We start from the raw sequence: 25,274 nt of genomic DNA, 5'->3' as shown, positions 1-25,274 counted from the left end.
CCGACTATCCCACCGAGGTCCGCGCACCGGCGCGCTTTCGATCCCGTGGCGAACAGGCGTTTCGGCCCCCGCGCCCGTTGGTACACCCCCCGGAACGCCTGATGGGGGGCGGTGTGTGCCACCGCCCCCCACCGGGACCCGATCCGGTTCAGCCGACCGTATACGTCACAGCGGCTTGATCCGGATGTCGCGGTACGAGACCACGTCCGTCGTGCCGTGCACCTGCAGGCCGATGTAGCCCTGCGCGTGCTGGCGGCCGTCCGTGCCCGGGTCGTCGCCGCGCGGCGGCGAGAAGAGCTGCCCCGGCGCGTTCTCGAACTCGTTGAGGAGCACGCCGTTGCGGTAGATCGAGTACTTCTGGCCCACCACCCGGATCTCGTAGTCGTTCCACGTGCCCTTCGGGGTCACCCCGGCCGCGCCGTGGTTCACCTGGTCGAAGCCGTAGACCGAGCCGGTCTTGTACTGATCGCCGGTCTCCGAGTCGAAGACCTGCACCTCGTGCCCGTACTTGATCGCCACCCACTCGGGCCGCGACTCGTCCGGGTGGTCGCGCACGTCCGGGAAGCGGACGAAGACACCGGAGTTGGTGCGTCCGCTGCCCGGCGCGTCGTCGCGCCACTGCAGCTTGAGCGAGAAGTCTCCGTACTGGGCCTGCGGGTACCACAGCATGCCCATCCCGTTGACGGTCGTCCCGCTCGTCATCGAGCCGTCCTCGTTGAGGTGGAAGCTGCCGCCGCCGACCTGCTGCCACTTGGAGAAGGAGTTCTCCGTGCCGGTGAAGAGCGGCGTGTAGCCCTCGTTCTGGCCCGGCTTGCCGATCCCCGACGCCCTCGCGGTGTCGCGGATCGTCTGGCGCTCCTCGCCGTTGATCACGGCGTCGGCGTACAGCTCGTCGGTGACGTCCCGGACGTGGTCCAGGAACGCCTTCTGCTTCGGCCACGCCTTCTCGTCCTCGATCACCTCGTTGATCGTGCAGCCGTTCGCGGTGACGCGGTTGGGCACGTGGGTGTCGTACTGGCCGATGAAGACGAGGGGACGGGAGTCCAGCTCCGGGCAGTCCGGGTCGGGGTTGGGGTACTTCTCGACGATCGTGAAGGTGACCGTCCCGACCTCGGAGGAGTTGCCCGCCCTGTCGGTGGCCCGGTAACTGACGGTGTGCTCGCCGACGGTGTGGACGTGCAGCATCTCGGTGTACGTCTGGAAGGCGCTGCCGCCCACCGAGTACTCGACCTTGTCGAGCCCGGAGCCGCCGGTGTCCGCCCCCTTCAGCGTGACCATGGCCATGTCGAGATACGCGCCGTCGTCGTTCTGCTCGCCGCTGAGGGAGGCGGTGACCGTGGGCGGCGTCGTGTCGTTCGCCTCGACGACCGTGAAGGTCACCGACTGCTCCTCGGAGGTGTTGCCCGCCTTGTCGGTGGCGCGGAATCTGACGGTGTGCTCACCGAGGGTGTTGGCCACGATCGGCGCTTCGTACGCGGTCCAGTCCGTGGCCCCGTCCAGGGCGAAGTCGATGCGGTCGACCCCCGACATGTCGTCGGTGGCGGACAGCTCGACCGTCGCGCTGCCCAGGTAGGCACCGTTCGCGTCCTGCTCGCCCTGGACCTCGGCCGCCGCCTCGGGCGCCGTGGTGTCCTCACCGCCGCCGTCCGTGACGATCAGCTCGCCGGCCATCGAGCCGTGGCCGGGAATCGCGCAGAAGTAGCGGTACTTGCCCGGCGAGAGGTTGACCGTCGCCTGCCACTTGCCGCTGTTCTGGTCGTTCGGGGACGCCTGCAGGTTGAGGCTGACGTCCTTGTTGTAGCCGTCGGTGAACGTGTCGAACGTCAGCGTGTGCGGCATGCCGGTGGTGTTGCCGGTGGCGGCGCTGTTCTCGAAGACGATGGTCGTCTCCCCCGCCACCGCCGTCGTGGGCGCCGACGTGTACTCGGTGATGCTGTCGCCCGCGGTCCAGGTCAGCGTCTGCGCCGCCCTGGGCTCGTCGGGCGCCGCCGCGTCCGCGGCGGGCAGGCCGCCCGGCGCGAGCAGCGCCAGGCAGACCGCCACCAGAGTGATCAGCGCCCGCCGCAGTCCACCCGCGGTCAGAGCTCCGGATCTCATTGACTCCCCCTTGCGATCAGGTCCCCGGGCAGCGGCGTCGCCGGCCCGCCCTTGTACGTCACCCGCCACAGGGCGGACGCCGAGTCGGCGTTGAAGAAGCCGCGGCCGTAGTCGAGCACGTAGAGCGCGCCGTCGGGGCCGAACTTCCAGTCCATCAGGTTGCGGATGCCGCCGTTGCCGACCGGGATGATCTTGTCGAGCGACTCGGCGTGCACCGGCAGCCCGCCGTCACCGGCGTTGTCCGGGTCCATGACCACGGCGTGCCGCGGCTGGTCCCCGTCGTAGAAGTCGCCGACGAACCACTTCTCGTCCCAGTACTCCGGCCACTTCACGTCGCTGGCGGAGGAGGCGTCGTAGCGGTAGACGGGGCCCGTCATGGCCGCCTGGCCGCCGCCCTTGAGCCACGGCAGCCGGTACTGCGCCTCGTCGATGTGGTAGCTGGGGACCCCGTCCGCGTTGCGCGGGTAGTCGGGGCCGCCGCCCTGGGGCGAGTACCAGATGTTGTTGTCACGGACCGGCGGGAGGTCCGTCAGGCCGTCGTTGTTGGGCGAGGTGTTCTTGATGTTGTCGCAGTCGTACCAGCCGAGCGGCTGCGTCGGGTCGGGCAGGTTGCGGTCGCGGTACGGCTGCGAGTTGCCCATGCAGTACGGCCAGCCCTGGTTGCCCGCGCTGGTGATGACGGCGAACGTGTCGTACTTGGCCGGGCCCCAGGTGGTGCTGGGCGAGCCGGCGTCCGGACCGACCCAGCCCGCGTACAGCCGGTCGCTCTCGTCGATCTCGATGCGGGACGGGTTGCGCACGCCCATCACGTAGATCTCGGGCCTGGCCTGGTCGCCGTCGCCCTCGTCGCCGGTGAAGAGGTTGCCCTCGGGGATGGTGTACGTGCCGTCGTCCTCGGGGTGGATCCGCAGGATCTTCCCGTTGAGGTTGTTGGTGTTGCCCGCGGTGCGGCGGGCGTCGGCGAAGGACACGCCGCCGAAGTTGGGCTCCGGGTTGTTGCCCGAGTAGCCGTCGCTGAACCGCGAGGAGTTGGTGTCACCGGTGGCGATGTACAGGTTGCCCTTGGAGTCCCACTCCATGTCGCCGCCCGCGTGGCAGCAGCTGTGCACCTGCACGGGCCAGGACAGCACGACCTTCTCGGAGGCGGTGTCGAGCTTCTGCGTCTCCCGGTCGATGGTGAAGCGGGAGACCCGCCGCTCGGCCATGTGCGCGGCACGGTCGACGCCGGAGTGCGGCGTGTAGTGCAGGTACACGTAGCCGTTGGTGGCGAAGTCCTGGTCGAGGGCGATGCCGAGCAGGCCCTCCTCGACCTTGACCAGCTCGTCGCCGCCGCCCTTGTTGCCGAAGACGTCGAGCGTGCCGACCGCGGTCACCTTCTGGGTCTCCGGGTCCCACATGTGGATCGTGCCGGGGCCCTTGCCCATCTCCGGGCTGTTCCAGTCGACGTTGACGGGGGCGCCGGACCAGCGGCCGCCGCGGCCGATGTAGTAGACCTTGCCGTCGTCGGCGATGTCGATGCCGTGCGGCTCGCCGATCTGGTCGAGCTGGTTCGCCTGGTTCGGCTGGGTCAGCCGCGTCGCCTCGTAGTTGGCGGTGATGCTCGCCTGGCAGTCCGCGCGCGCCTGGCGCGTGGTCCACAGCAGGGCGCCGCGCAGGTGCGACCGGAAGTTCTCCTCGGCGAAGCCGGCGGCGGTGCCGCCCATGCCGGTGTAGAACGAGCGGCCGCCGTCGTAGTCGCGGCACCAGGAGATCGGGTGGTCCCAGCCGTTGGCCGTCGAGCCCGGCTGGTACGTGTTCTCCCTGACCCTGGCGACGGTGTGGACGCTGCCGGAGGGATTGGTCTCCCAGTTGGTCCACACGTCGCTGCGCTTCCACTCCAGCGGCAGCTCCTCGGTGGCCGGGTTCAGCCGGTCGCCGACCTCGACGACGGCCTCCTGCGCGCCGCCGGAGGTGCCGGCCGGGCGGCTGCCGATCAGGCCCGTGAACCAGTCGGACTCCGGCTCGGAGCGGGCCGCGTCATGGATGCCGAGGAACCCGCCGCCCGCCTTGACGTAGCGCTGGAACGACTGCTCCTGCATGGTGTTGAGCCGGTCGCTGCCCGGTGACAGGAAGACGACGGCGTTGTACTTGGCCAGGTTCTTGTCGGTGAACGCCGTGACCTCGTCGGTCGCGGTCACCGTGAACGTCTCGGGCCCCTGGGCACCGATCGCCTCGATGGCCTCGATGCCCGCCCGGGTCACGGCGTGTTGATCGCCGTCGACCCGGTAGAACACGAGCACCGAGGCGGCCGCCTTGCCCGGCGGCTTGCCGGCCGCCAGCGGTCCGCCGTCCGACGGTCCTGCCATGGCCTCGGCTCCTGCCAGGAGCGTTGCCGCCATGGCCACCGCCGATGCGCCGGCCGCCCAGCGTAGGGCGTTTCCCCTGCGTCGCATGGTCCTCCCACCTCGTCCCGGGATGCTGCGGGATAGCTGCGCCGCCGTAGGAAGTTAGACCCCTTTTCGCGAACTGCCAATGCCTACAGCCGGATTCGGTTCGAACTTTGTCCTGAGGATGGGCAAAGCTTCCGCAAGCCCTTACCATGAGCGGCTGTCAGGGACGAGTCACAAACGCGCGAGAAGGCGGGGGCCACCATGCCGCGCAATGTCTTTTCCAGAAGGTCCTTCACCAGCGGTGCGGCCGCGGCCGCACTGGCGACCCCGGTCGCCCTGTCCACCTCGGGAGCGACGGTCACCGCGTCGGACGACAAACCCCAACCCCAGCCTCTCGGCGAGATCAAACGGATCACCATGTACGCCGAGGCCATGCCGGACGGCCAGCTCGGCTACGGCCTGGAACCCGGCAAGCCCTCCATCCCCGGCCCGCTGCTGGAGATGTACGAGGGCGACAGCTTGATGATCAAGCTGGTCAACAACCTCGACGTCGAGGCCAGCCTGCACGTCCACGGCGTCGACTACGACATCGACAACGACGGCACGCCGATGACGAACAGCGCGGTGCCGCCGGGCGGTTCGCGCGACTACGTCTGGCACTCGCACACCCCGGGCACCCGCCGCGACGGCACCATCCAGCCGGGCAGCGCGGGCTACTGGAACTACCACGACCACGCGGTCGGCACCCCGCACGGATCCGGCGGCGTCAAGCGCGGGCTGTACGGCGGGCTGATCGTCCGCCGGCGCGGCGACAAGCTGCCCGACAAGCAGTTCGTGATCGTCTTCAACGACAACACGATCAACAACGTCACCGGTCACGGGCCCGACTTCACCGCCACGCTCGGCGAGCGGTGCGAGATCATCATGATCACGCACGGCGAGTTCTACCACACGTTCCATCTGCACGGCCATCGCTGGGCGGACAACCGTACGGGCATGCTGACCAGCGTGGACGATCCGACGCCGATCATCGACAACAAGATATGCGGACCGGGCGACTCGTTCGGCTTCCAGTTCATCGCGGGCGAACTGGTCGGCTCGGGGCGGTGGATGTACCACTGTCACGTCCAGAGCCACGCGGACATGGGCATGGCGGGCCTGCTGGTGGTGACGAACCCCAACGGCACGGTGGCCGGGACGCACAACGCGGAGGCGATGAAGCCCACCCGCGACGCACCCGCCCACGGCAGCCACGACACGAACTGAGCACCGCGCACACCGCACCACTCCGCGCGTCGCGCCACGGCGCGCGCTGAGCCACGGCACGCGCCGAGCCGCGAGACCGGCCGGCGGCCCCGCTGGGTGGGGCCGCCGGCTTTCGCATGCCCGCGCACCCCCGGCGGCAGACGCCCGCGCACACTCCTGCTATCATCCTGAAAATGATTGTCATTACGAAAACAAGGAAGACGCTCGCCGTCGGCGTGGCGGCGATAGCCCTCGTGCTGGCCGGCGGGTGTGCGGAGAACGACGACGACCCGGGCGGCGGAAAGCCCGGCGCCGGCCGCGAGTCGGATGCGGCCGGCGGCGAAAAGGCCCGTGCCGACCGCTCCGGCTGGCCCGCGGAGAAGACCGCGCACGGCGCTCCCGAGCTGCGCGCCGTCGTCACCGAGCAGGGCTCCGGCGCCGTCCGCGTCATCGGCCTCGCCGACGGCGGCACGGTGCGTACGCTGCGCGTCGAGGGCCAGTCCCGGCCCGTACGGACCGAGGACGACACCCACGTCCTGCTGCCCCAGGGCGAGCAGGGCGTCACCCACCTCCTGGACGCCGGCATCCGCTGGGAGGACCACGGCGGCCACCAGGACGCGCACCACGAACGCCCCCGCGTCCTGGGCAGCCTGAAGGGCGAGTACCCCTCGCACGCCGTGCCGCACGGCGAGCACGTCACGGTCTTCGACGACGGCACGGGCACGGCCCAGGTGCTGCACGTCGGCGCGGAGGACGCGAGCACGGCACCCGAGCGCGAGCTGAAGGCGGAGGGCCCGCACCACGGCGTCGCGGTGACCCTGGAGAACGGCGAGATGGCCGTCACCATCCCCGGGAAGACCGAGGAGGACCTCCCGGTCGGCGTACGGGTCCACGACGCGCACAACCGCGAGCTCGCCGCCTTCCGCGACTGCCCCGAGCTGCACGGCGAACACGCCGTCGGCGACGGTCTGCTGCTCTTCGGCTGTCTGGACGGCGTGCTGGTGCTGGAGCGCGGCGACCGCGGCGAGTGGACCGCCGACAAGATCCCCAACCCGGCGGGCAGCGGCGGGGAGGAGCGCGTCAGCTCCTTCGCCGGGCACAGCGGCGACGCGGTCCTCGGCACCTTCGGCGACGAGGCGATGGCCGCGCTGGACCTCGGCGAGCGCACGATGCGCCGCGTCGACCTGCCCGCCGCGCGCGCCGCGTTCACCTGGGACCCGTACTGGGACCAGGGCCTCGCGCTCACCGCGGACGGCGCGCTGCACGGGGTCGACCCGAAGGGCGCGAAGGTCGTCGGCTCCTCGAAGGTGACCGAGCCGTTCGAGGTCTCGGAGGACTGGACGAAGAACCAGGCGGCGCTGGCGCCGGGCGAGGAGTCGGTGTACGTCACGGATCCGTTCACCGGTTCGCTGATCGAAGCGGAGGTGGCCCGGGACGGGTTCGAGGTGACACGGACGATGGAACTGGGCTTCACCCCGTACTCGCTGACGGTGCTGGGCATGGCGGGCTGACGGCCGGCTGGGACGGGGGGTCCCGATCGCGGCGGCGGGGCATCGCGGACGGCGCGGTGTCCCGTCGCCGTGTCCCCGCACCGCGCCGCCGTCCCTCCCCGCGGCGGCGCGGTGTTCCGGCGCCGTGTCCCGCTGTTCGCCGCGGGCTTGCCTCGCCGCCACGTACGGGCAGGATGGCCTCGCCATCATCGGGCGCCGGCCGGCGGCCGCCGCGGGGAGCACCCCGCCGGCCGGGCCGGCCCGCGAGGGAGAGGATCGATCCACATGAGGTACGTCAGAACGCTCGGCGTCACTGCCCTGGCCGCGGCCCTGCTCGGCACCGTCGCCGCCTCCGCCGCCCCCGCCGCCCGGCCCGGCGGCGACCACGGGACCGAGCGCGACGCCCCCGTCGTCGAGGCCGTCGCGAAGCTGGACCGCAACAGCAGGTGGGAGCTGGTCGAGAAGCTGCCGCTGGACTTCGAGACGTACCACCCGCAGGGCCTGACCCGCGTCGGCGACCGGCTGTTCCTCTCCAGCGTCGAGGTCATCGAGCCGCCCGTGCGCTACCCGGAGCCCGTCGACGGCTACGACCGCAGCCCCGGCCGCGGCGTCGGCCACCTCTTCGTCCTCGACGTGAAGGGCAGGCTGCTGGAGGACATCACCCTGGGCGAGGGCGACATGTACCACCCCGGCGGCATCGACACCGACGGCCGCTCGGTCTGGGTCCCGGTCGCCGAGTACCGGCCGAACAGCGCCGCGGTCGTCTACCGCGTCGACGTCCGCACCCTGGAGGTGACCGAGGAGTTCCGGGTCGACGACCACGTCGGCGGCGTGGTGCCCGAGCCGCGCACCGGCAAGGTGCACGGCGTCTCGTGGGGCTCACGGACCCTCTACACCTGGGACCGGCACGGCCACCAGATGCAACGGCGGACCAACCAGAGCCACTTCGTCGACTACCAGGACTGCGCGTACGCCGACTCGCGCAAGATGCTCTGCACCGGCGTCACCGGCTTCAAGAACGCCTCCGGCGCGGACTTCGAGCTGGGCGGCATCGCGACCGTCGACCTGCGCACGTTCGACATCGAGCACGAGGTGCCGGTGCAGCTCTGGTCGACCGGCGGGCACGTCGCGACCCGCAACCCCGTGCTGCTGGAGGCGCTGCGCGGCGCAGGACTGCGCATGTGGGCGGCGCCCGACGACGGCGCCTCCCCGGCGGGCACGGAGCTGCTGGTCTACGAGACGGGCACGACTGACTGAGGAGTCCGCGCCGCTCATCGGTCACTGGCGATGACCCGGCGGGCATTACCCAGGTACCTGTCCTTGGCGGCCTTCAGGCGGTCGAAGTACTTACGGTTCCCTTCGATCATCCTGAGTTGTGTCTTCTTCTCCGCCGCGAACCAGACTTCGGCGAGGCGGGTCTTGTGCTTGCATCCCACATCGGTTACGGCCACCTCGACCTCCCGGTCGGACGGCTGATCACCGTCCGGCCAGGCCGGATCACCTGAAGCTGCGGAGGGGCTGCTGTAGTGGAATCCCTCCCGCTTCATGCACTGCTTCCACCCACGCAGTGCACGGGCGACCCCGTCGTCTGCTCTAGATTTACGCAGACTCGCCGAATCCATGTCATTGAGGATGTCCAACTCCGGAGGCGGACCACCCCAGAGTTGTTCGCCTGCCTGATTGGCACATCCCGTTCCCTGGCCGTAGGCAGCGCGCAACTCCACTGCGGGCAGGCTGTTCTCCCGCTCCAGATCTCTATTTCCGGCTTCTGTTTCCGGCACCACGAAGTCGTCCGGCGTATGATACCCGAGCCGCTCTGCCACATCCGCCTCGATGAGGCCGTAACGCCGACGATTCAGCAGCGCCTGAACGTCTGTAGGCCAGTCGATGACAGCCCAGTCATATCCTTTTTTTCCCATGCACTCACGCATGAGAATCTCAGTGGCGTTACTTGCCACGGCATCTTCCGCACGAGAAGTTACATATTCGTCTATGGGCAGGATCAGCTTCTCGACTTGCCGGCTGGGTTCCAAGTAGTCTTCTGAGGGGGTTGATGCGCACGCGGTTACGCACGTGAGCGTAACCGCAAACACTACTCGCCGACGTGACACATTTCCTCTTCCAGGCAGTGCACAGAGTGGTTGTCCACCAGGACAGAAGCTGGGCGGACCAGCACCCGGAGGCCCAGTCCGCCCAGCTCACTCGTCAACGGACAACACTGATACTGCTCGCCCGGTCGTTCCCGACCTTATTGTTCTTGAGGTCGGGGGCCCGGTCGCCATTCGGGTAGAGCGTCGTCTTGTCACCGTCGTGATTCTTGTGCTCCCAAAGATGAACCTTCTTACCGAGGTCGTTCCTCGCGGAACTCGCCTCGTCGTCCATCTTCTTACTGGTGCCCTTCCAAACATTGTTGGCGAAGTTCGAGTCGCTGGAGCAGAATCCCCTCAGCTTACCCTGAAAGTGGTCGTGCTCCCAGAGAATCGCCGTCTTGCGACAAGCCTGGGCGCCAGAATCGTCGGCGGCCGCGGTAGGAGCGACGCCGAACGCGCCCACGGCGCACAGGATTGCCGCGCTGACAGACACAGCTAACTTACGCATCAGAGAATTCCGTCTCTCTCGCAGGGATGAGTGATGCCCAACAATTCAGGCGACGCGATCAAAAGCCACCCTAGGCTGCGCAAATCAGAGCGTCAAGGCGTGCAAGTATTGCCTATTGGGGCAATTGTGAGGACGCTGCGCCGCCAAGGAACCCGTGAGTTCAATCCTCTTGCCTTAATAGGCAATTCGGGGGCGCGCTTCGATACTGCCAATGCGTACCTCCCGCCGCTACGCGACGGGCGACGCCCTCCTCCGGCGCGGACGCCGATGCGGGGCCGCTGCTGCAGAGCCCGGACCGCGCGTAGGGGGAGAGGCGCGCGGCCCGGACGCTCCGGAACTCGCACACCTCGAAGTGCGCGCGCAGCGCGGCGCGTTTGACCGCCTCGCCAGGCTCGGCGTCCGGAGGCCGGGCCGGGGGGTCGCGCAGCACGACGATCCGGTCCGCGGCGAGTAGCCGGGGGGCCAAGGTGCCCGCCGGGCAGCTCCCCGCCGTACAGGGTGCGGGAGTCGACGGCGGGCGCGCGGACCGAAGCCCCCTGCCGGGGCGGCGGTTTCGGTGGCGGGGCGGCGGGCCCTCGCCGGGGCGTGCATCCCGGCGCGTAACGCCGCGTCGAGCGCCGCCCCGGCGAGGAGGGCGAGGCCGGTGGCGTAGCAGAGGACGTAGTGGTCGACGTAGAGCGGTCGCAGCGGCTCCGTGGCGCCGCACCTGCTGACGGTGGGGCCCGCCGGGGCCCGGGTCAGGTGAGGGTGCGCAGGAGTGCTTCGAGGTTGTCGAACGACGTGGTCCAGGTGGCGCGGGCCGTGGGGCGGCGGCCGGGTGGGTAGGGGCGCGTGAACGTCAGGCGGGTGCCGGACGGGGCCCGGGTCAGGTGGATGCGGGTGGTGACGGGGTCGGGCGTGCCGTACTCCGGCATGGGGGCGGAGGTGAGGACGAGGAGGCGGGGGGCGGCGAGTTCGGTGATGTGGTTGCGGAGCCAGTGGCGGCTGCGGTCGGTCGTGGCGTCGTGGGTGTCTTCGGCCGCGTCGACCATGCAGTAGTCGAAGCGCCCTCCGACGTACGGCTCGACGGTGACGCTGTCGCGCGGAACGGTGTACCCCCGCGGACCGATCCACCGCGCCAGCAGGTCCGCGTCGGTCCACGCCCGGTGGACCAGCGGGGGCGGCGCGGGCAGGTCCCGGACGACGAGCGGCGCGGTGGAGTCGGCGGGCGATGCGGTCACGGTGCCTCCGCTGGGTGGCCGGCGGACTTGCTGCCAGATCCAACCGGCGCGGCGCGGTGAGGCTTCCCGGGGGACGGGACCGGATGGCGGAAGGGGTCGGAGGGGCCGGGGCAGCCGGGTCCGGTTCACGGCCGGCCGGGCTGTCCCTGCGGATCGGGCACGCGGCGATCGGGCTCGGCGGGCTCCGGTCAGGATGCGGGGCTCGGGGGTTCCGGGGGGTCCGGTGGCTCCGGTGGGGTCCGGGGCTCGCCTTCCGGCTTGCCCGCCAGGCGCTTCGCGATGCGCTCGCGCATCCCCGGCAGGCTGAAGCCCCGCGGGTCGCTCTTCTGGTTCGTCCACTCCTTGTGGCCGATCACCGACTTCGCCTGCCACCCGTGCGCCCGGCACAGCGCCGCCGAGGCCCGTTCGACGGCCTCCAACTGCTCGTCGGGCCACGGGTCCTCGCCGTCGCCGCGGTTGATGCACTCGAAGCCGTAGAACCTCGCGTTGCCGTCCGTGTTCTGCTCGTTGGGCGACGGGGGACGTTCGCCGTACCGCTCGGCGATCACCGCGCGCAGCACCTCGTCGTCGCCCAGTCCCGCGTGGTTCGACCGGCCGTGGCCGACGAGGTGGACCCGGCCGCTCTTGTCGATGACGCCGTGGCAGAGGGGGCCCGGCAGGTCGGGCCGGCCCCGGTAGCAGAGGCGGACGCTGTCGTCCGTGCCGGACGTGGCCGTGTGGTGGACGACGACTCCGTGCACCGGGCCCCACGGGCCCATGTGGTTGCGATTGTGCGTGCGCCATTCGCCGTGCTCGACGATCGTCAGCCCTTCGCGCTTCAGCGCGCGCAGCACGACGGCGGCGGACAGTGGTTCGGCCATGCGAGCAACCCCCCGTTTCCTGGCTGGTGACGTCGGTCCGCGCCGGCCTTGGCGCCGTCACGCACTCATCGTAAATCTCTCATCACTCTCCGTAAAGGGGTCGGCTCCCCATCCGCCTCCGGGCCACCGTGCGCCCGTCCTGGCGCCCCTGTGCGCCCCGGTGGGCCGGCCGTAGCGTCGTGCACGGCGGCAACTCCTGTGGAGAGGACGGCTCGTGGAGGTATCGGCGTTCCTGGCGCGGAAGCTCGCAAGGCGCTTCCGCACGTACGACACGGACGGCGACGGCTATGTCGACCGCGCGGACTTCGAGCGCGCCGCCCGGCGGCTGGGCGAGGAGTTCGGCCACGGCCCCGACTCGCCGGCGCGGCGCCGGCTGGAGGAGCTGTGCCTCGGAGTGTGGGAGCGGCTCGTACGGGCCGCGGACGCGGACGGGGACGGACGGGTCGACCAGGCCGAGTACGCGGCGGCGTTCGCCGCCGGGCTGCTGGAGACACCGGACGACTTCGCCGCGGGGTACGGGGAGTTCCTGGAGGCGATCATGGCGATCGCCGACGAGGACGGCGACGGCATGCTCGACAGCGAGGAGCACGTGCGCTGGAGTGGCGCCCTGATGAACCTCCCGGCGCACGACGCGCGCGAGGTCTTCCGCCGGCTGGACACCGACGGGGACGGCCGCCTCACCACCGCCGACCTGCTCGCGGCCATCAGGGACTACTACTTCGACGACGACCCCGCCTCGGCCGGAAGCTGGCTCCTGGGCCCACTCGACCCCGTCTGACAGCCGCCCGGGGCCGGGGAGTTCATTTCCGTCCCGTACGCCCCGCAGCCCTCGTACGCCCCGCAGCCCCCGCCCGCGTCCGCTCGCGCTCCCCCGCCGACGGCGCCGCCAGCGCCCGCCGCCGCCAGGCGCGGCGCAGCATGCGACGCACCACCCGCGGGTGGAAGCGGCGGACCACGGCGAAGTACAGCCGGCCGCGCCGGTGGTGGATCCGTACGACCGTGCTCAGCGTGACCCGCTCGTCCTCGACGAGCACCGAGGCGCGGAAGTCCAGGTGCCCGGCGTCCTTGCCGAGCAGCAGCTCGGCGCCCTCGTGCGCCACGACCGGGAACGGCAGCACGCCGCGCCAGGCGGCCACGTCCCGCGGCATGCCGGGCCGCAGCGCGATCTCCCACGAGTCGGTGAAGTCCGGCGCCTCGAAGGCGCCGCGGGCCAGACTGGCGCCCGCCGGCAGCTCCGCGGCGGTCGCCTTCTCGGACTCCACGCGCTGCAGCAGCCGCACCAGCGGCGAGCGGCGCACGGGCCGGGCGACCGCGCCCGTCGCCACCAGCTCGGCGTTGTCGAAGAGCTCCTCGACCACCGTCCCGTGCACCCGGCGGATGGCCAGCGCCCACATCAGCCTGTCCACCGGGCCCATCCGTGACTCCAGCACGTGCCGCAGCCGGCAGCGCCCGCCGTCCAGGGGCTCGACGGTGATCTCGTGGAAGCCGTCCTCGGGCGGCGTGAAGCCGAAGCGGACGCGGCGACCCGGCTCGTACGCCGTCACCGCGTACCGCACGGGGCCGTGGCCGCCGTCGGCGCCCACCTGCAGCGGCCGGTCGAAGGCCATCGGGGACCAGACAGGGCTGGGGAAGAGCGGGTCGTCGGGGGCGGAGAGCCGGTCGACCAGGGCGCCCACGGCAGCCGCGGGGGCATCGAGGACCCGCTCATGGACATTGCGTACAATGCGCACGACCCCTCCATACGCTTGCGTATGGTCACTGACCATACGGTACCGTACGGCCATGCCGCAACATCCACGTGAGCAGCAGGAACAGGGCGGCGAGACCGCGTCCGGCAAGCGCCGGCTGAGCGCGCGGGACTGGGCCGACGCCGCCCTCGCCGCGATCGGTGAGCGGGGGCTCGCCGGCGTCGCCGTCGAGCCGCTGGCCGCCCGGCTCGGCACCACGAAGGGCAGCTTCTACTGGCACTTCGCCAACCGCGGCGCGCTGGTCAAGGCCGCGCTCGCCCGCTGGGAAGAGCTGAGCACCGAGGCCGTCATCGCCGAGACGGAGCAGGAGCCCGACCCGCAGCTACGGCTGCGGCGGCTGCTCGGGTACGCGGTCGGGTCGGCGCCCGGCGACCCGCTGGAGCTGTCCCTGCTCACCGCGGTCGACCAGCCGCAGGTCGCCGCGGCGCTGCGCCGGGTGACGGAGCGCCGGATCGGCTATGTGGCGGAGGTCTTCGCGGAGTTGGGCTTCGCACCGGCACAGGCGAGGCTGCGGGCGACGGCCGCGTACACGACGTACCTCGGGCACATCCAGCTCAACCGGGCCGTGCCCGGCCTGCTGCCGTCCGGCGCCGACCGCGACCCGTATCTGAACGCCGTGCTGGACACCCTGCTGCGCCGCGACTGAGACGGCCCGACGACGCAGCGACCGACTCGTCCCGGTCATTCCACGCCGATCAGCCGCAGCAGCGCCGCCGTGGCCGCCGCGGCGACCACCACGGCCACGAACGGTGCCCGCCGCAGCGCCAGGACGCCGCCGACCGCGACGCCCGCGGGCCGCGCGACCCCCGCGAAGCCGCCGTCGTCCAGCAGCGCCTGCGTGCCGACCAGGGCGGTGAGCAGCACGATGGCCGCGACCGTCATCAGCCGCTCCACCCGCGGCTCCAGACGTACGCGGGAACGAAGCGCGGGGCCGGCGAAGCGGAAGGCGAACGTGCCGGCGCCGAGCACGAAGACGGCGAGCACCAATGTCGTCGTGGTCACGGCACCCGCTCCTCGTCGTACGAACCGGCCCCGGGCTCGTCGTCACCGCCACGCAGAACGCCGCCACCCGGCACGCCGTCTCCCGCCACATCGCCACCCGACACGCCGTCTCCGGCCGCTCGGCCGGCCCCGGCTCCGCCCTCCGCCACCGCACCGCCCTCCGGCTCCTGCGCCCCCATGCCGCCGCCGGCCCCCGCCACCGCCAGCCCGGCCAGCGCCAGCAGCACCGGCACCCCCGCCGGCAGGAACGGCGCCGCCGCCAGCGCGACGCCCACCCCCACCAGCGCCGCCCGCCGCGTACCCGCCTCGCGCAGTGACGGCAGCACCAGCGCCAGCAGCACCGCGGGGAACGCCGCGTCCAGCCCGAAGGCGTCCGTGTCGCCGACCGCCGTACCGCCCAGCGCTCCGAGCACCACCCCCACGTTCCAGCAGACGAACAGCCCGACGCCGCACGCCCAGTACGCCGCACGCCGCCGCACCGGGTCCCGCTGGGCCAGCGCGAACGCCACGGTCTCGTCGATCATCAGATGGCTGCCGGCGAACCGCCGCAGCCTCCCGCCGCCCAGCGCGTCGCCGACGGTGAAGCCGAACGGCACGTGCCGCGCGTTGACCAGCAGCCCCGCCGCGACCGCCGCCAGCGCCGTACCACCGGAGGCGACGATGCCGACGAACATGAACTGTGCCGCCCCCGCGAAGACCACCACCGACAGCAGCACCGGCAGCCACAGCGGCAGGCCCTCGCCGACCGCGATGGCCCCGAACGAGACGCCGACGAGGGTGTCGGCGGCGCAGACGAGCGCGATGTCGCGGGCGAGGTCGCCACGGAGGGTTCGCCATATCGAACGCATGACTGCCATGCTGAACATCCGCTAGTCTGTTCGTCAAGCCGAATAAACGACCGACAGAGCGAACGGAGCGCGCCCATGGTCCCGAGCGGCGGAGCCCCCCTCGACGCCATCGCCGCGTCGCTCCAGCGCGAGCGCCGCCGTACGGGGCTGACGCTGACGGAGCTGGCCCGCCGCGCGGGCATCGCCAAGTCGACGCTCTCCCAACTGGAATCCGGCACGGGCAACCCGAGCGTGGAGACCCTGTGGGCGCTCAGCGTCGCGCTCGATGCGCCCTTCTCCCGGCTGGTCGAGCCGCCCCGCCCCCGCGTGCAGGTCATCCGCCGCGGCGAAGGTCCGTCCGTGCCCTCCGAGCACGCCGACTACGCCGCGACGCTGCTCGCCTCCTCCCCCGCCCACGCCCGGCGCGACATCTACCTCGTCACCGTCCAGCCCGGTACCCCGCGCCGCTCGGACCCGCACTCCCCCGGCGTCGTGGAGCACGTGATACTCAGCAGCGGGCACGCCCGCGTGGGCGTGGCGGAGGAGCCGGTCGACCTGGAGCCCGGCGACTACGCGTCCTACCCCGCCGACGTCCCGCACGTCTTCGAGGCCCTGGCGCCGGACACGGTCGCCGTCCTCGTCTCCGAGCACGACTGACGGCCCGCCCCCGCCGGCCGGGCGCCGGGCGTCAGGCGGGCGCCAGGTAGCCGTGCTCCAGCAGCCAGGTGACGTTCAGCCGCTGCCCCTCACCCGGGTCGAGGAACACCGGGTCCAGCTTGATCTGCTCGCCCCCGCCCGGCTGCTCGAACCACGGCGCGACCGCGCCCTGCCAGACCCAGAACGGCTTGGTGACCTGGTAGACGCGGTAGTCGCAGGGGGCGTCGGGGTCGCGGGTGTTGAGATTCTGCGGGGGCAGCGCACGCTCGGCGTAGCGGTCGCCCGCGGGGGCGAGGTAGCCGCCGTACTCCGAGCCGAAGCGGTCGAGCAACTGCCCGGCCCCCAGCCGCGTCGCCTCCCGGTCGACGGTGCCGTTGACCTCGGCGAAGCCGTCGTGCGGCGGGTACTTCCAGGCGCCTCCGCGGGCGGGGCCCGTCCAGTACTTCTCCAGGAACGCGGCGGGCGTGAGCGAGCCCGTCGGCCGCCAGCCCTGCAGCAGCGGGCCCACGCGCGGTTCCCACTGGCCCGGCAGGTGCTCGGGCCCCAGCCGGGCGTCGCCGAGCCGCTCGCCGGTACAGACCTGCGCGGCCCGCAGGGAGGCGCCGGCGGCGGGGCCGGGCGCGGCGGCGTGGCGGGGCGCCGGGGCGTGGGCCACCGGGTCGGGGTGTCCGGCGGAGACCGCCGCGGCGGGGATGCCGCCGGCCAGTCCTGCGGCGGCGACGAGGACGGCAAGTGCCATGCGTACGGTGCGGGTTCGCGTCACGGTGGGGGGTCCTTCACGCTCGGCGGTCGGCGGCCCCACCATGATCCGCAGGGCGGGCGGCGGGCCCGCAGACCAACACGCGCGCCACCGCCCACCCTTCGGGTGAAGCGGGCGCGCCCGGCGGGGCCCCGGCAGGCGGACGGAGCGGGGGGCGCGACGCGGCTCCCGTACGGCCCGGGCGTGCGCCGCTGCCGCGCGCGGACGGGCGGCGGCCTCCGGTTGGCGCCGGGCGGGCCGGGGCACGTCGTTCGCCGCAGGCCGGGTATTCAGGCCACGGTCCGCCCGGGGCCCACCGGTCGCCCCGGGCGGGGCCGCCGGTCACCGCGGGCGGGGCCGCCGGTCGCCCCGGGCGGGGCCGCCGGTTCGCGGTACGCCCGCCCGTCCCTCCGCGGCCCCGGTCACCCGCTGCCGTCAGCAGCGGGGCGGTATGCCCAGGTCCGCGAGGAGTTTGCGTACCCGCTGCTCGATCTCGTCCCGCAGCGGCCGCACGTCCGCCGCCGTCCACCCGCGCGGATCGGCCAGCGGCCAGTCCACATAACGCTTGCCGGGGAACACCGGGCAGGCGTCCCCGCAGCCCATCGTGACGATCACGTCCGCCGCCCGGACCACCTCGTCCGTCCACGCCGTGGGGAACTCCTCGGAGATGTCGATCCCCCGCTCCCCCATCACGGCCACCGCCGCCGTGTTGACCGAGGAGCCCGGCGCCGAGCCCGCCGACCAGGCCACCGCGCGGTCCCCCGCCAGCCGGGCCGTCAGGCCCATCGCCATCAGACTGCGCCCGGCGTTGTGCACGCACAGGAAGAGCACCACCGGCCGCCCGTCGCCGCTCACCCCCTCCGCCCGGGCCAGCGCGTGCAGCCGGCGGCGCGCGTAGCGCTCGGTGAGCCGCGGGAGGTCGTCCGGCGCGGCACCGCGTACCGCTATGTCCCCGTACGCGCCGTACAGGAACCGCTCGATCGTCTGCTCGCCGAACACCCCCTGGAACTCCGCCCGTAACCTCTTGGCAGCGGTGTGCAGCGCGAGCCGGTGACCGGCTCTGGGATCGGGTTGTGCTACGCCCCCGGGGTCGCTCATCGCCGGATTATGGTCCCTTCCGGCCGCGCGCACACCCGGAACGGCTCCGTCACCTGTCGGGGAGTGACATCCGGGAGTGACAACGGGGGCACGTTCGACGCTGTACGGGGTAGGCAATGCCGCGGGCGGGCCGGAAGGCACTGCGCGCCGCGGCACACCGGAGGAAGCGAAGGACCATGACCGAGGCACCGCAGGGGAGCGACCCCTCGACCACTCAGCGGGCGCTGGAGGCACTGGCGACCGACGCCAAGGACCCGGCGGCGCTGCACGCGCTGGCCCACAGCGAAGTCCTCGTGCCCGTGCCGGACGAGGGACCGGGCCCGCCGGAGGAGAGCGCGGAGCAGGAGCAGGCCGGCACCGAGGAGAGCATGATGCTGCCGGTGATGGAGCAGCCGAACGGCGACCGGCTCGTGCCGGTCTTCACGTCCGAGTCCCGGATGGGGTACGCGCTGCCCTCCGTCGACAAGTACCGCAAGCTGCCGCTGGTGCTCCTGGCCAACGCCTGGCCCTCGGACGAGGTGTCCCTGACCATCGACACCGGCAGTCCGGGCGCGCTGACCCTGAGCGCCGCGGGCGTACGCACCCTCCTCGGCCGCTCCGGCGGCTGAGCCCGCCCCCGCGGGCACCCTCACGGCCCCGGCGGCGGGCGCCACGCCTCCCGGTACCCGGGGTGGCGGTGGTACGGCAGCGCCAGCGTCGCGACGGCATGGATCATCGCCGTCGCACAGCCGTCCAGCCGGGCCGCCTCCAGCGCCTCGGCGGGCTCGATGCCGAGGCCGGCGGCGGACCGGTCGGCGAGCCTGCGGCCCGCCTCGTCGGCCATGAGGGACCACCGCTCGCAGTTGTCCACGACCGCCTGCTTGGCGTTCAGCTCGGCGACCTCCCGCTGCCAGTGCTGTAAGCGCTGCGCGACCGCCGTCCTGCGCTGCTCCGCGTACCGGTCGCGGAGGAACGCGACCAGATCCCGGGCGCGGTGGGCCGGCTCGTGGAAACCGTTGTTCGTGTGTGCGGCGCTGACGGTTCACACCTCCACATGTCGGGACCCCCGTAGTTCAGCGTCCCCGCGCGGAAAGGTGTCACACCGCACATGCCGGAGCGGGCGCTTCCGCAGTCGGTGCGGAGGCGCCCGCCGCCGGGGGTGCCGCGGTGTGCGAAGCCTCAGATGAGCGACCTGGACCGGTCGGTGCACAGCGCCCAGATCACGAAGACGCCGATGGCGATGTTCACGATCGCCCACACCGGCAGGTAGGGCAGCCACGCGAAGTTGGCGATCACCGCCAGGGCGGCCAGCGCGACGCCCAGCAGCCGGGCCCACTCGTTGCCCATGAGGATGCCCAGGCCCGCCAGGGCCACGACGACGCCGAGTATCAGGTGGATCCAGCCCCAGGTCGTCACGTCGAACTTGTAGACGTAGTCGCCCTGCCGCGCGTACACGTCGTTGTGGGCGATGCCGGCGACGCCCTGGAGCACGGCGAGGACGCCGTACACGAGCATCAGCACCCCGGCGAAAACCGCGCCCCCCGTCGCCCAGGGGCTGCCGCCGCGATGGGGTGGGGTGGGGCTCGACGGCGCGGTGCCGTGGGAGGAGGCGGTGGGGGTGGTCATCGGAACACACTCCTTACCGAGGGCCGCCGGGGGGTGGCCAGGAGTCCCAGCATCACGCCGGGACCGCGGGCGGACGATCCCGTGACGGCCGTACGGGTGAACGCCCCGGCCCCTCAGCCCCGCCCCGCGCCCCCGGCGGGCCGCCCACCGCCCGGTCCCGTACCGCCGCCGTGCCGTCCCCCGCGCCGCCCGCCGTGCCGCCGTCCGCCCCCGTGCCGCCTGCCGCCGTTCCGCCCCTCGCCGAGCGCCCGGCGCACCCGGCGGCCCAGCGCCGTCGCCGCGGCGGTGAGGAAGACGAAGCTGTACGTGATCTGCCCCATCACCAGGATCCGGGCCAGCTGCCCGCGCGCGGTGATGTCGCCGTAGCCGACGGTCGCCACGGTCGCGACCGTGAAATAGAGCGCGTCGACCCGGGTCCGCAGCCCGTGGAACTCCGCCGACTGCCGGGCGATCCCGTTGTACGCGGCGGCGAAGACGAGGATCGAGGCGATCGTCAGCAGCGGGATGGTGACCCCGGGACGGGCGTTCGGCACCTCCATCAGCACCGCCCGGATCTCGCGGAGCAGCAGTGCGGTGACCACGCCGAGCGCCAGCGCGAAGAGCGTCCAGCTCAGCTCCGGGTTCTGCGTGCCCAGCAGGTGCAGGGGCAGCAGGAAGTACGCGACGACCATGAGGGCCACGGGTACGGCCGCGCGCAGCCAGGCGAACAGAGGGTCCCGGCGGTGCCCCGCGCCGCGGTCCGGGGCGTCGTCCAGGACGTCGTCCCGGGCGTCGTCCCCTCCGCCGTCGCGCCCGGCGGTCATGCCCGTAGCACGACGATCGCCTCGTCCGTGTACGTCAGGAACGTCAGCGTCTCGTGCAGGTAGAGCTGCACCGTCTTCGCGTCGTGCGCGGTGTAGCCGATGGCCAGGTCCTCGCCGAGGCGCAGCTCGAAGTCGCCGCCGCGGGTGGACAGCGCGATCCCGCCGGTCATCGCCGGGGCCCAGATCAGCTCGCCGTCCAGCAGCCGCGAGATGTGCTGGGCGACCGGATAGCCGTGGTCGGCGGTCTCGCTCACCGCCGTGTACGCGTCCGCCCCCAGCAGCAGCGAGTACGGCCCGTCCACGCCGGCCAGCCGCAGCGCGGTGAGCGCCCGGCTGACGGTGTCGGGCCAGTCGCGGACCTCGGCCGGCAGGCTCAGCTCGGGCAGCGAGCTGCGCGTACGCAGGCCCTCGACGCCGGCGGCCGCGTACCCGTCGGCGATCATCCGGTCCTCGGCGAACGCGGCGGTGCGGGCGGCGTCCTTGACCGGTTGCCAGTCGGAGTCCCGGGAGCCGCGCTCCACGTCGTCCACGGCGTCGCGGCCGACGGTGAACGGCACCCGCAGCTCGATCAGCCGCTGCGCCGTGCGCAGCCGCGCGGTCGCGCCCGGCGCGGGCGGGGCGATCTCGTCCAGGTGCCCGGTGCCGACGGCGGCCAGCTCCGGGCCCTCAGGACCGGTGACGTCGACGACGCGGCGGCCGGCGACGTGGCGGCGGAAGGTGCGCCGGGCCTCTTCCTCGATCTCCGCCCAGGCCGCCTGGGTGACCGGAGCGAGTTCACGGTGCAGGTTGTTCATCGTGCGGGTGCTCCTTTGAGGCCGCCGATCCCCAGCGAGCCGTCACCGGCGCCCTGCGGGTCGGGTACGGGGTCCGGGGCGACGGTGGCCGCCGCGCCGAGGGCGGCGGGCAGGTCGGGGAGGTCGTCGAGGAAGCCGGCCGCGGGGGCGAAGAACAGGCAGCCGGTCACGGCCGTGGAGAAGTCCAGGATCCGGTCGTACGTCCCGGGCGGCCGCCCCAGGAACATGTTCTCCAGCATCTCCTCCAGCACCCCCGGCTCGCGCGCGTAGCCGATGAAGTACGTCCCGAACTCGTCGTCGCCGACGGAACCGAACGGCATGTTGTCCCGTACGACCTGGCGCTCTTCGCCGTCCGGTCCGGTGAGGGTGTTGAGCGCGACGTGCGAGTCGTCGGGCTGCACCCCCTCCGGCAGCTCGGTGTTGCCGAGCTTGGTGCGCCCGATGACCCGCTCCTGCTCCTCGGTGCTCAGCGCCTCCCAGGCGCGGAGGTCGTGGACGTACTTCTGCACCATCACGTAGCTGCCGCCGGCGAACCGCGGGTCCTCGGGGCCGGTGAACACCGCCGCGCCGGCGGCCCGTCCGACCGGGTTCTCGGTGCCGTCGACGAAGCCGAGCAGGTCGCGCATGTCGTAGTACTTGAAGCCGTGCACCTCGTCGGCGACCGCGACGGCGTCGCCGAGCCGCACGCGCAGCCGTCTGGCCAGTTCGAAGCAGAGGTCCATGCGCCGGGAGCGGAGGTGGAAGAGCACGTCGCCGGGGGTGGCGACGGCGCGGTGGCGCTCGCCGGCCAGTTCGCGGAACGGGTGCAGACCGGCCGGGCGCGGGCCCTGGAAGAGCCGGCCCCAGACGGCGGCGCCGATGCTCGCGACGCACGTCAGATCGTCGTCGGGAGCGCCGAAGCCCACCGCGCGCTGGAGGGCGGGAAGGTCTTCGAGCACGCCGCGGACGGTCTCCTCGCCGCCGGGCGCGACGGTGACGACGAGGAACACCGCGGCGGTGGCGGGCGGGGCCAGCACGGGCTGGGGTTCGGGCACGGTCCCTCCTGGTCACGGGCGCATTCGTGACGATACGGGACGTACCGGACCGCGCAATCCGGCGGCGGGGCGCGTTCACCCGCCCGTGCGGCGGGGGCGTGCGGGGGATTTCGCGGGGCGGGTCAGCCCGACAGGAGGTCGTACTCGCGGATCAGCCAGCAGACGGCCGTCAGCCGCAGCACCGCGAAGTCGTACCCGACCGGCTCGCGCCAGTCGCTCTCGGCCAGCACGTCGGTGAAGCCGACCACGTAGTCCGTCAGATCCTCGCGCCGCATCCGCTGCGGCGCGCAGACGCGCTCGATCCGCTGCGGCAGGAGGTCGCGCCAGGGGCGGCGCTGCCGGGGCACCAACGCGTCGCGCACGGCGGCCGCGTGCTGGTCGACGGCCGCGACGAGCCCCGGCTCGAAAGCGAACTCCGACAGCCGGGGCAGGTACCTGGCGGCGACGGCGGTCAGCGGGCAGCCGACGGCCCCGTCCTCGGGTCCTCCCACGTTCACCGCTCGACTGTAACCCGGATCCCGCGGGCCTCCCGCCGTGAGGTACGTCCCACGCATCCCCGCCCCGCGCGCCGGCGGTGTTTCCCACCCTGCGGTCCGCCGCTATGCTCCCGCAATGCATGGGAGCGCTCCCAAACCCCGCACACCTCCCACCCGGAGACCCACCCGTCTCCGGCAGACGCGACAAGGACGGACCACCATGCGCGTACGCATCCTGCGCCGATGGCACCGCACCGCCCTGGCCGGCCTCCTCGGCGCCGGCCTCGCCCTCGCCGGGCTCGCCTCCGCGGCCCCGGCGGCGGAGCCGGACCCCGGCCGAAGCGCCTCCGACGCCTCCGCCGCCCTGCCCGGCCCCCTGTACGTCGACCCCGACTCCCAGGTCCGGCGGTGGACCGCGGCCAACCCCGGCGACTGGCGGCAGCCGGTCATCGCCGACCGGATCGCCTCCCAGCCGCAGGCCCGCTGGCTCTCCCAGTACGACCCCGGCACCGTGCAGCAGGAGGTCGCCGGCTACATGTCCGCCGCCGGCGACGCCCTGCCCGTGCTCTCCGTCTACGGCATCCCCGACCGCGACTGCGGCGGCGCCAGCTCCGGCGGCGCCCCCGACCTGCCCTCGTACCAGAACTGGATCCGGCTCATCGCCGCCGGCCTCGGCGACCACCCCGTGGTGATCATCCTGGAGACCGACGCGCTCGCCCTGGAGGACTGCCTCGACCAGGCCGGCCGCGACGCCCGGCACGCGGCGCTGCGGCAGGCCGTCACCACCCTGAAGTCCGCGGGCCCCCAGACCCACGTCTACCTCGACGGCGGCCACTCCGCCTGGCACTCCCCCGGCGACCAGGCCGCCCGGCTGGCGGCCTCCGGGGTCACGGCGGCGGACGGCGTGTTCACCAACGTCTCCAACTTCCGCACCACGGCGCAGGAAATCGCGTACGGCAAGCAGATCCTGGCCGCACTCGGCGACCCGGACCTCAACCTGGTCGTCGACACCAGCCGCAACGGCAACGGCTCCAACGGCCAGTGGTGCGACCCCTCCGGCCGCGCGCTGGGCGCGGACCCGACGCTCGCGACCGGGGACGACGCCGTGGACGCGCTGCTGTGGGTCAAGCCGCCCGGCGAGGCGGACGGCTGCGCGGCCCGGGCCGGGCAGTTCGTCCCCGACCTGGCGTACGCGCTGGCGACCAACTGAGTCCGCCTGCCACCGGCGCGCGCTCAGCCGGGCCGGTCCGGGTCGGCCGCCACCGACCCGGACCGGCCCCGGCTCTCAGGGGTGGCTCTCACGGATAGATCAGCGACTCGTAGCCCGCGCGCACGTCGGACTCCGAGGACTTGACGTACACCTCGGACGGCGGGCCGGCGTCGACGCCGTAGTACGTGTACTCCAGCACGGCCGGGCAACTGGAGCCGCCGATCTCGACGGTGGTCTTCTTCGCCAGCTTGCCGGTGCGCAGCTCGTAGACCCGGACCGGGATCTCCCGGTTCTTGAACGCCACGTTCTGCACCCCGCCGACGGCCAGGTCGGACTCGTACGGGCAGTTCGCCACCGTGGAGCCGTGCTTGGAGCTGCCCGCGCAGATGATCGCCACCGCGTCCTTCGGGTCCTTCGCCAGCCAGGAGGACGGCAGCTTCGAGCGGTGCTTGCTCTGGCCGATGAGCATCGCGCGGTAGGGGCCGTTCCCGCCGTACGCCTTGGCGCCGCGGTACGGGGCCGGGTTGTCGCAGTACTCGGGCTTCTCACCGTACGGGCCGGGCTTCAGCAGGCCGCGGACGTTGTCGAGCTGGATGGCCAGGTCCGCGCGCTCGACGCCGTCCTCGGCGGTGCCGCTCAGCTCGTGGTCGGGGTACTCGTCGAGGAGTTGCTCGTACTGCGTGCGGGCCTGCTTCCAGGTGTCGTCGGCCATCAGCGCGTCGCCGCAGTCGACGATCGCGGCGGGCGCGACCTCGGGCACGACGTCGGCGGCGCGCGCGAGGCCGTCGTCGCCGGACTCGTGGGCACCGAGCCAGTCGGTGACCTCCTTGGTCTGGCAGGCGTCGTCGGTGGGCAGCGCGCCGAGGAACCCGTCGAGCGCGTCGTTCACGTCGCCGCTGCGGTCCTCGCCGTCGCCGTCGTCGCCGCCCCCGTACTCCTTGAGGACGGTGGCGAGATGGCCGAAACCCGCGCTCAGGGCGTCGGTGTCGCCGGTCAGTCCGGTGTCCAGCTCGTGCTCGGCCTGGGCGAGGAGGAGGTCGGCCCGGCGGCTGCCGGCGCCGTCCCAGAGCGCGCCGGGGTGGTCGGCGTACGCCTTGAGCGTGCGGGCACCGCGTACGCGGTCGTCCTCCGCCTGGCGCTCGGCCCTGAGCAGCAGCTCGCACGCCTCGGTGCTGTCCTCGGCGCGGGCGGTCAGCGGGGCGTCGGCGAGGCGGTGGCCGAACCAGAGGCCGTCGAGGTCGGAGACGGCCTGGGCGCACTCGCCGGCGCGGTGGGCGTCGGCGGCGTTGCCCTCGATCCGGGAGGCGTCGAGACGCAGGGCGGTGCAGGCGAGGGGGACGGGGGCGGCGACGAGGAGGGCGACGAGGCGGTCGCGGCGCACGGTCGCGGGGAGGGCGGGGGG

25 protein-coding genes and 1 pseudogene are annotated in these 25,274 nt (G+C 72.7%); 8 read left to right on the top strand and 18 right to left on the bottom strand.

Features of this window, described 5'->3' with window-relative positions; translation table 11 throughout:
• Positions 1-165 precede the first annotated feature (165 nt).
• Entirely contained in the window at positions 166-2,097 is a 1,932-nt protein-coding gene (locus ABGA99_RS34610; RefSeq protein ID WP_347577796.1) for a family 16 glycoside hydrolase, read from the bottom strand.
• Positions 2,094-4,442, bottom strand: coding sequence for a ThuA domain-containing protein (locus ABGA99_RS34605; RefSeq protein ID WP_347584180.1), 2,349 nt, complete (start codon positions 4,440-4,442; stop codon positions 2,094-2,096). The genes ABGA99_RS34610 and ABGA99_RS34605 overlap by 4 nt, the downstream gene beginning before the upstream one ends.
• 285 nt (positions 4,443-4,727) lie before the next feature.
• Between ABGA99_RS34605 and ABGA99_RS34600 the strand changes: the two genes are divergently transcribed.
• The 3 genes from ABGA99_RS34600 (at position 4,728) to ABGA99_RS34590 (ending at position 8,458) form a co-directional block, all read left to right on the top strand.
• Positions 4,728-5,732 carry a multicopper oxidase domain-containing protein gene (locus ABGA99_RS34600; RefSeq protein WP_347577798.1) on the top strand — a complete coding sequence of 335 codons (1,005 nt, stop codon included), beginning with the start codon at positions 4,728-4,730 and terminating at the stop codon, positions 5,730-5,732.
• A 173-nt stretch (positions 5,733-5,905) separates the two neighbouring features.
• A complete protein-coding gene (locus ABGA99_RS34595) occupies positions 5,906-7,222 on the top strand; it encodes a hypothetical protein (protein WP_347577799.1) in 1,317 nt (438 codons plus the stop codon).
• A 264-nt stretch (positions 7,223-7,486) separates the two neighbouring features.
• On the top strand, positions 7,487-8,458 hold the full coding sequence (locus ABGA99_RS34590) for a DUF6454 family protein (RefSeq protein ID WP_347584179.1): 972 nt from the start codon (positions 7,487-7,489) through the stop codon (positions 8,456-8,458).
• Positions 8,459-8,472: 14 nt separating this feature from the next.
• Here ABGA99_RS34590 and ABGA99_RS34585 read toward each other — a convergent pair whose 3' ends face one another.
• The 4 genes and pseudogenes from ABGA99_RS34585 to ABGA99_RS34570 all read right to left on the bottom strand — a co-directional run.
• The gene (locus tag ABGA99_RS34585) at positions 8,473-9,234 is read right to left on the bottom strand and encodes a hypothetical protein (RefSeq protein WP_347577801.1); all 762 of its coding nucleotides are present in this window, start codon (positions 9,232-9,234) and stop codon (positions 8,473-8,475) included.
• 172 nt (positions 9,235-9,406) lie between these two features.
• On the bottom strand, positions 9,407-9,754 hold the full coding sequence (locus ABGA99_RS34580) for a peptidase inhibitor family I36 protein (RefSeq protein ID WP_347577802.1): 348 nt from the start codon (positions 9,752-9,754) through the stop codon (positions 9,407-9,409).
• Between the two features lie 782 nt (positions 9,755-10,536).
• Positions 10,537-11,019, bottom strand: a complete 483-nt coding sequence (locus ABGA99_RS34575) for an SRPBCC domain-containing protein (protein ID WP_347577803.1) — start codon at positions 11,017-11,019, stop codon at positions 10,537-10,539.
• A 248-nt stretch (positions 11,020-11,267) separates the two neighbouring features.
• Positions 11,268-11,879 (bottom strand): annotated as a pseudogene (locus ABGA99_RS34570) (peptidoglycan recognition family protein); the annotation flags it as partial.
• 214 nt (positions 11,880-12,093) lie between these two features.
• Here ABGA99_RS34570 and ABGA99_RS34565 point away from each other — a divergent pair.
• Complete coding sequence (locus ABGA99_RS34565; RefSeq protein ID WP_347577804.1) at positions 12,094-12,657, top strand: EF-hand domain-containing protein; 564 nt, start codon at positions 12,094-12,096, stop codon at positions 12,655-12,657.
• 22 nt (positions 12,658-12,679) lie between these two features.
• Here the strand turns inward: ABGA99_RS34565 and ABGA99_RS34560 are convergent, their stop codons facing one another.
• Complete coding sequence (locus ABGA99_RS34560; RefSeq protein WP_347577805.1) at positions 12,680-13,609, bottom strand: DUF2867 domain-containing protein; 930 nt, start codon at positions 13,607-13,609, stop codon at positions 12,680-12,682.
• Between the two features lie 52 nt (positions 13,610-13,661).
• Here ABGA99_RS34560 and ABGA99_RS34555 point away from each other — a divergent pair, with 52 nt between their 5' ends.
• A complete protein-coding gene (locus tag ABGA99_RS34555; protein WP_347577806.1) occupies positions 13,662-14,273 on the top strand; it encodes a TetR/AcrR family transcriptional regulator in 612 nt (203 codons plus the stop codon).
• A gap of 35 nt (positions 14,274-14,308) precedes the next feature.
• On the opposite strand, the gene ABGA99_RS34550 is transcribed toward ABGA99_RS34555, so the two are convergent.
• Both ABGA99_RS34550 and ABGA99_RS34545 read right to left on the bottom strand, forming a co-directional pair.
• A complete protein-coding gene (locus ABGA99_RS34550; RefSeq protein ID WP_347577807.1) occupies positions 14,309-14,629 on the bottom strand; it encodes an AzlD domain-containing protein in 321 nt (106 codons plus the stop codon).
• The gene (locus ABGA99_RS34545) at positions 14,626-15,477 is read right to left on the bottom strand and encodes an AzlC family ABC transporter permease (protein ID WP_347577808.1); all 852 of its coding nucleotides are present in this window, start codon (positions 15,475-15,477) and stop codon (positions 14,626-14,628) included. The genes ABGA99_RS34550 and ABGA99_RS34545 overlap by 4 nt, the downstream gene beginning before the upstream one ends.
• Before the next feature lie 75 nt (positions 15,478-15,552).
• Between ABGA99_RS34545 and ABGA99_RS34540 the strand changes: the two genes are divergently transcribed.
• Positions 15,553-16,113: an XRE family transcriptional regulator gene (locus tag ABGA99_RS34540; RefSeq protein ID WP_101424694.1), complete on the top strand. Its 561-nt coding sequence runs from the start codon at positions 15,553-15,555 to the stop codon at positions 16,111-16,113.
• A gap of 31 nt (positions 16,114-16,144) precedes the next feature.
• Here the strand turns inward: ABGA99_RS34540 and ABGA99_RS34535 are convergent, their stop codons facing one another.
• The gene (locus ABGA99_RS34535; protein ID WP_347577809.1) at positions 16,145-16,876 is read right to left on the bottom strand and encodes a TNT domain-containing protein; all 732 of its coding nucleotides are present in this window, start codon (positions 16,874-16,876) and stop codon (positions 16,145-16,147) included.
• A gap of 411 nt (positions 16,877-17,287) precedes the next feature.
• Positions 17,288-17,950 carry an arsenate reductase ArsC gene (locus ABGA99_RS34530; RefSeq protein WP_347577810.1) on the bottom strand — a complete coding sequence of 221 codons (663 nt, stop codon included), beginning with the start codon at positions 17,948-17,950 and terminating at the stop codon, positions 17,288-17,290.
• A 176-nt stretch (positions 17,951-18,126) separates the two neighbouring features.
• Between ABGA99_RS34530 and ABGA99_RS34525 the strand changes: the two genes are divergently transcribed.
• On the top strand, positions 18,127-18,558 hold the full coding sequence (locus ABGA99_RS34525; RefSeq protein WP_347577811.1) for an SseB family protein: 432 nt from the start codon (positions 18,127-18,129) through the stop codon (positions 18,556-18,558).
• A 20-nt stretch (positions 18,559-18,578) separates the two neighbouring features.
• On the opposite strand, the gene ABGA99_RS34520 is transcribed toward ABGA99_RS34525, so the two are convergent.
• The 6 genes from ABGA99_RS34520 to ABGA99_RS34495 all read right to left on the bottom strand — a co-directional run bounded on the left by ABGA99_RS34520 (position 18,579) and on the right by ABGA99_RS34495 (position 22,683).
• A complete protein-coding gene (locus ABGA99_RS34520) occupies positions 18,579-18,911 on the bottom strand; it encodes a DUF6221 family protein (RefSeq protein ID WP_347577990.1) in 333 nt (110 codons plus the stop codon).
• Between the two features lie 197 nt (positions 18,912-19,108).
• Positions 19,109-19,555 carry a hypothetical protein gene (locus ABGA99_RS34515; protein WP_347577812.1) on the bottom strand — a complete coding sequence of 149 codons (447 nt, stop codon included), beginning with the start codon at positions 19,553-19,555 and terminating at the stop codon, positions 19,109-19,111.
• Between the two features lie 113 nt (positions 19,556-19,668).
• Entirely contained in the window at positions 19,669-20,358 is a 690-nt protein-coding gene (locus ABGA99_RS34510; RefSeq protein WP_347577813.1) for a potassium channel family protein, read from the bottom strand.
• Complete coding sequence (locus tag ABGA99_RS34505; RefSeq protein ID WP_347577814.1) at positions 20,355-21,152, bottom strand: family 1 encapsulin nanocompartment shell protein; 798 nt, start codon at positions 21,150-21,152, stop codon at positions 20,355-20,357. Before ABGA99_RS34505 ends, ABGA99_RS34510 begins: the two co-directional genes overlap by 4 nt.
• The gene (locus ABGA99_RS34500) at positions 21,149-22,186 is read right to left on the bottom strand and encodes a Dyp-type peroxidase (RefSeq protein ID WP_347577815.1); all 1,038 of its coding nucleotides are present in this window, start codon (positions 22,184-22,186) and stop codon (positions 21,149-21,151) included. The genes ABGA99_RS34505 and ABGA99_RS34500 overlap by 4 nt, the downstream gene beginning before the upstream one ends.
• 122 nt (positions 22,187-22,308) lie before the next feature.
• The gene (locus tag ABGA99_RS34495) at positions 22,309-22,683 is read right to left on the bottom strand and encodes a DUF6401 family natural product biosynthesis protein (RefSeq protein WP_347577816.1); all 375 of its coding nucleotides are present in this window, start codon (positions 22,681-22,683) and stop codon (positions 22,309-22,311) included.
• A gap of 199 nt (positions 22,684-22,882) precedes the next feature.
• Here ABGA99_RS34495 and ABGA99_RS34490 point away from each other — a divergent pair, with 199 nt between their 5' ends.
• On the top strand, positions 22,883-23,872 hold the full coding sequence (locus ABGA99_RS34490; RefSeq protein ID WP_347584178.1) for a glycoside hydrolase family 6 protein: 990 nt from the start codon (positions 22,883-22,885) through the stop codon (positions 23,870-23,872).
• Positions 23,873-23,960: 88 nt separating this feature from the next.
• Here ABGA99_RS34490 and ABGA99_RS34485 read toward each other — a convergent pair.
• On the bottom strand, positions 23,961-25,274 hold a 1,314-nt coding region (locus ABGA99_RS34485), incomplete at its 5' end, for a hypothetical protein (RefSeq protein WP_347584177.1).

Source organism: Streptomyces sp. B5E4 (genome assembly GCF_039871555.1).
GTDB lineage: Bacteria > Actinomycetota > Actinomycetes > Streptomycetales > Streptomycetaceae > Streptomyces.
The sequence above is the reverse complement of the archived record's forward strand: the minus strand, read 5'-3'. Positions and strand labels throughout refer to the sequence as shown.

Bases quoted from the DNA above. Each gene is read 5' to 3' on its own strand.
- ABGA99_RS34610 (WP_347577796.1), bottom strand. From the start codon at position 2,097: ATGAGATCCGGAGCTCTGACCGCGGGTGGACTGCGGCGGGCGCTGATC.
- ABGA99_RS34605 (WP_347584180.1), bottom strand. From the start codon at position 4,442: ATGGCAGGACCGTCGGACGGCGGACCGCTGGCGGCCGGCAAGCCGCCG.
- ABGA99_RS34600 (WP_347577798.1), top strand. From the start codon at position 4,728: ATGCCGCGCAATGTCTTTTCCAGAAGGTCCTTCACCAGCGGTGCGGCC.
- ABGA99_RS34595 (WP_347577799.1), top strand. From the start codon at position 5,906: ATGATTGTCATTACGAAAACAAGGAAGACGCTCGCCGTCGGCGTGGCG.
- ABGA99_RS34590 (WP_347584179.1), top strand. From the start codon at position 7,487: ATGAGGTACGTCAGAACGCTCGGCGTCACTGCCCTGGCCGCGGCCCTG.
- ABGA99_RS34555 (WP_347577806.1), top strand. From the start codon at position 13,662: ATGCCGCAACATCCACGTGAGCAGCAGGAACAGGGCGGCGAGACCGCG.
- ABGA99_RS34545 (WP_347577808.1), bottom strand. From the start codon at position 15,477: ATGCGTTCGATATGGCGAACCCTCCGTGGCGACCTCGCCCGCGACATC.
- ABGA99_RS34540 (WP_101424694.1), top strand. From the start codon at position 15,553: ATGGTCCCGAGCGGCGGAGCCCCCCTCGACGCCATCGCCGCGTCGCTC.
- ABGA99_RS34530 (WP_347577810.1), bottom strand. From the start codon at position 17,950: ATGAGCGACCCCGGGGGCGTAGCACAACCCGATCCCAGAGCCGGTCAC.
- ABGA99_RS34525 (WP_347577811.1), top strand. From the start codon at position 18,127: ATGACCGAGGCACCGCAGGGGAGCGACCCCTCGACCACTCAGCGGGCG.
- ABGA99_RS34515 (WP_347577812.1), bottom strand. From the start codon at position 19,555: ATGACCACCCCCACCGCCTCCTCCCACGGCACCGCGCCGTCGAGCCCC.
- ABGA99_RS34510 (WP_347577813.1), bottom strand. From the start codon at position 20,358: ATGACCGCCGGGCGCGACGGCGGAGGGGACGACGCCCGGGACGACGTC.
- ABGA99_RS34505 (WP_347577814.1), bottom strand. From the start codon at position 21,152: ATGAACAACCTGCACCGTGAACTCGCTCCGGTCACCCAGGCGGCCTGG.
- ABGA99_RS34490 (WP_347584178.1), top strand. From the start codon at position 22,883: ATGCGCGTACGCATCCTGCGCCGATGGCACCGCACCGCCCTGGCCGGC.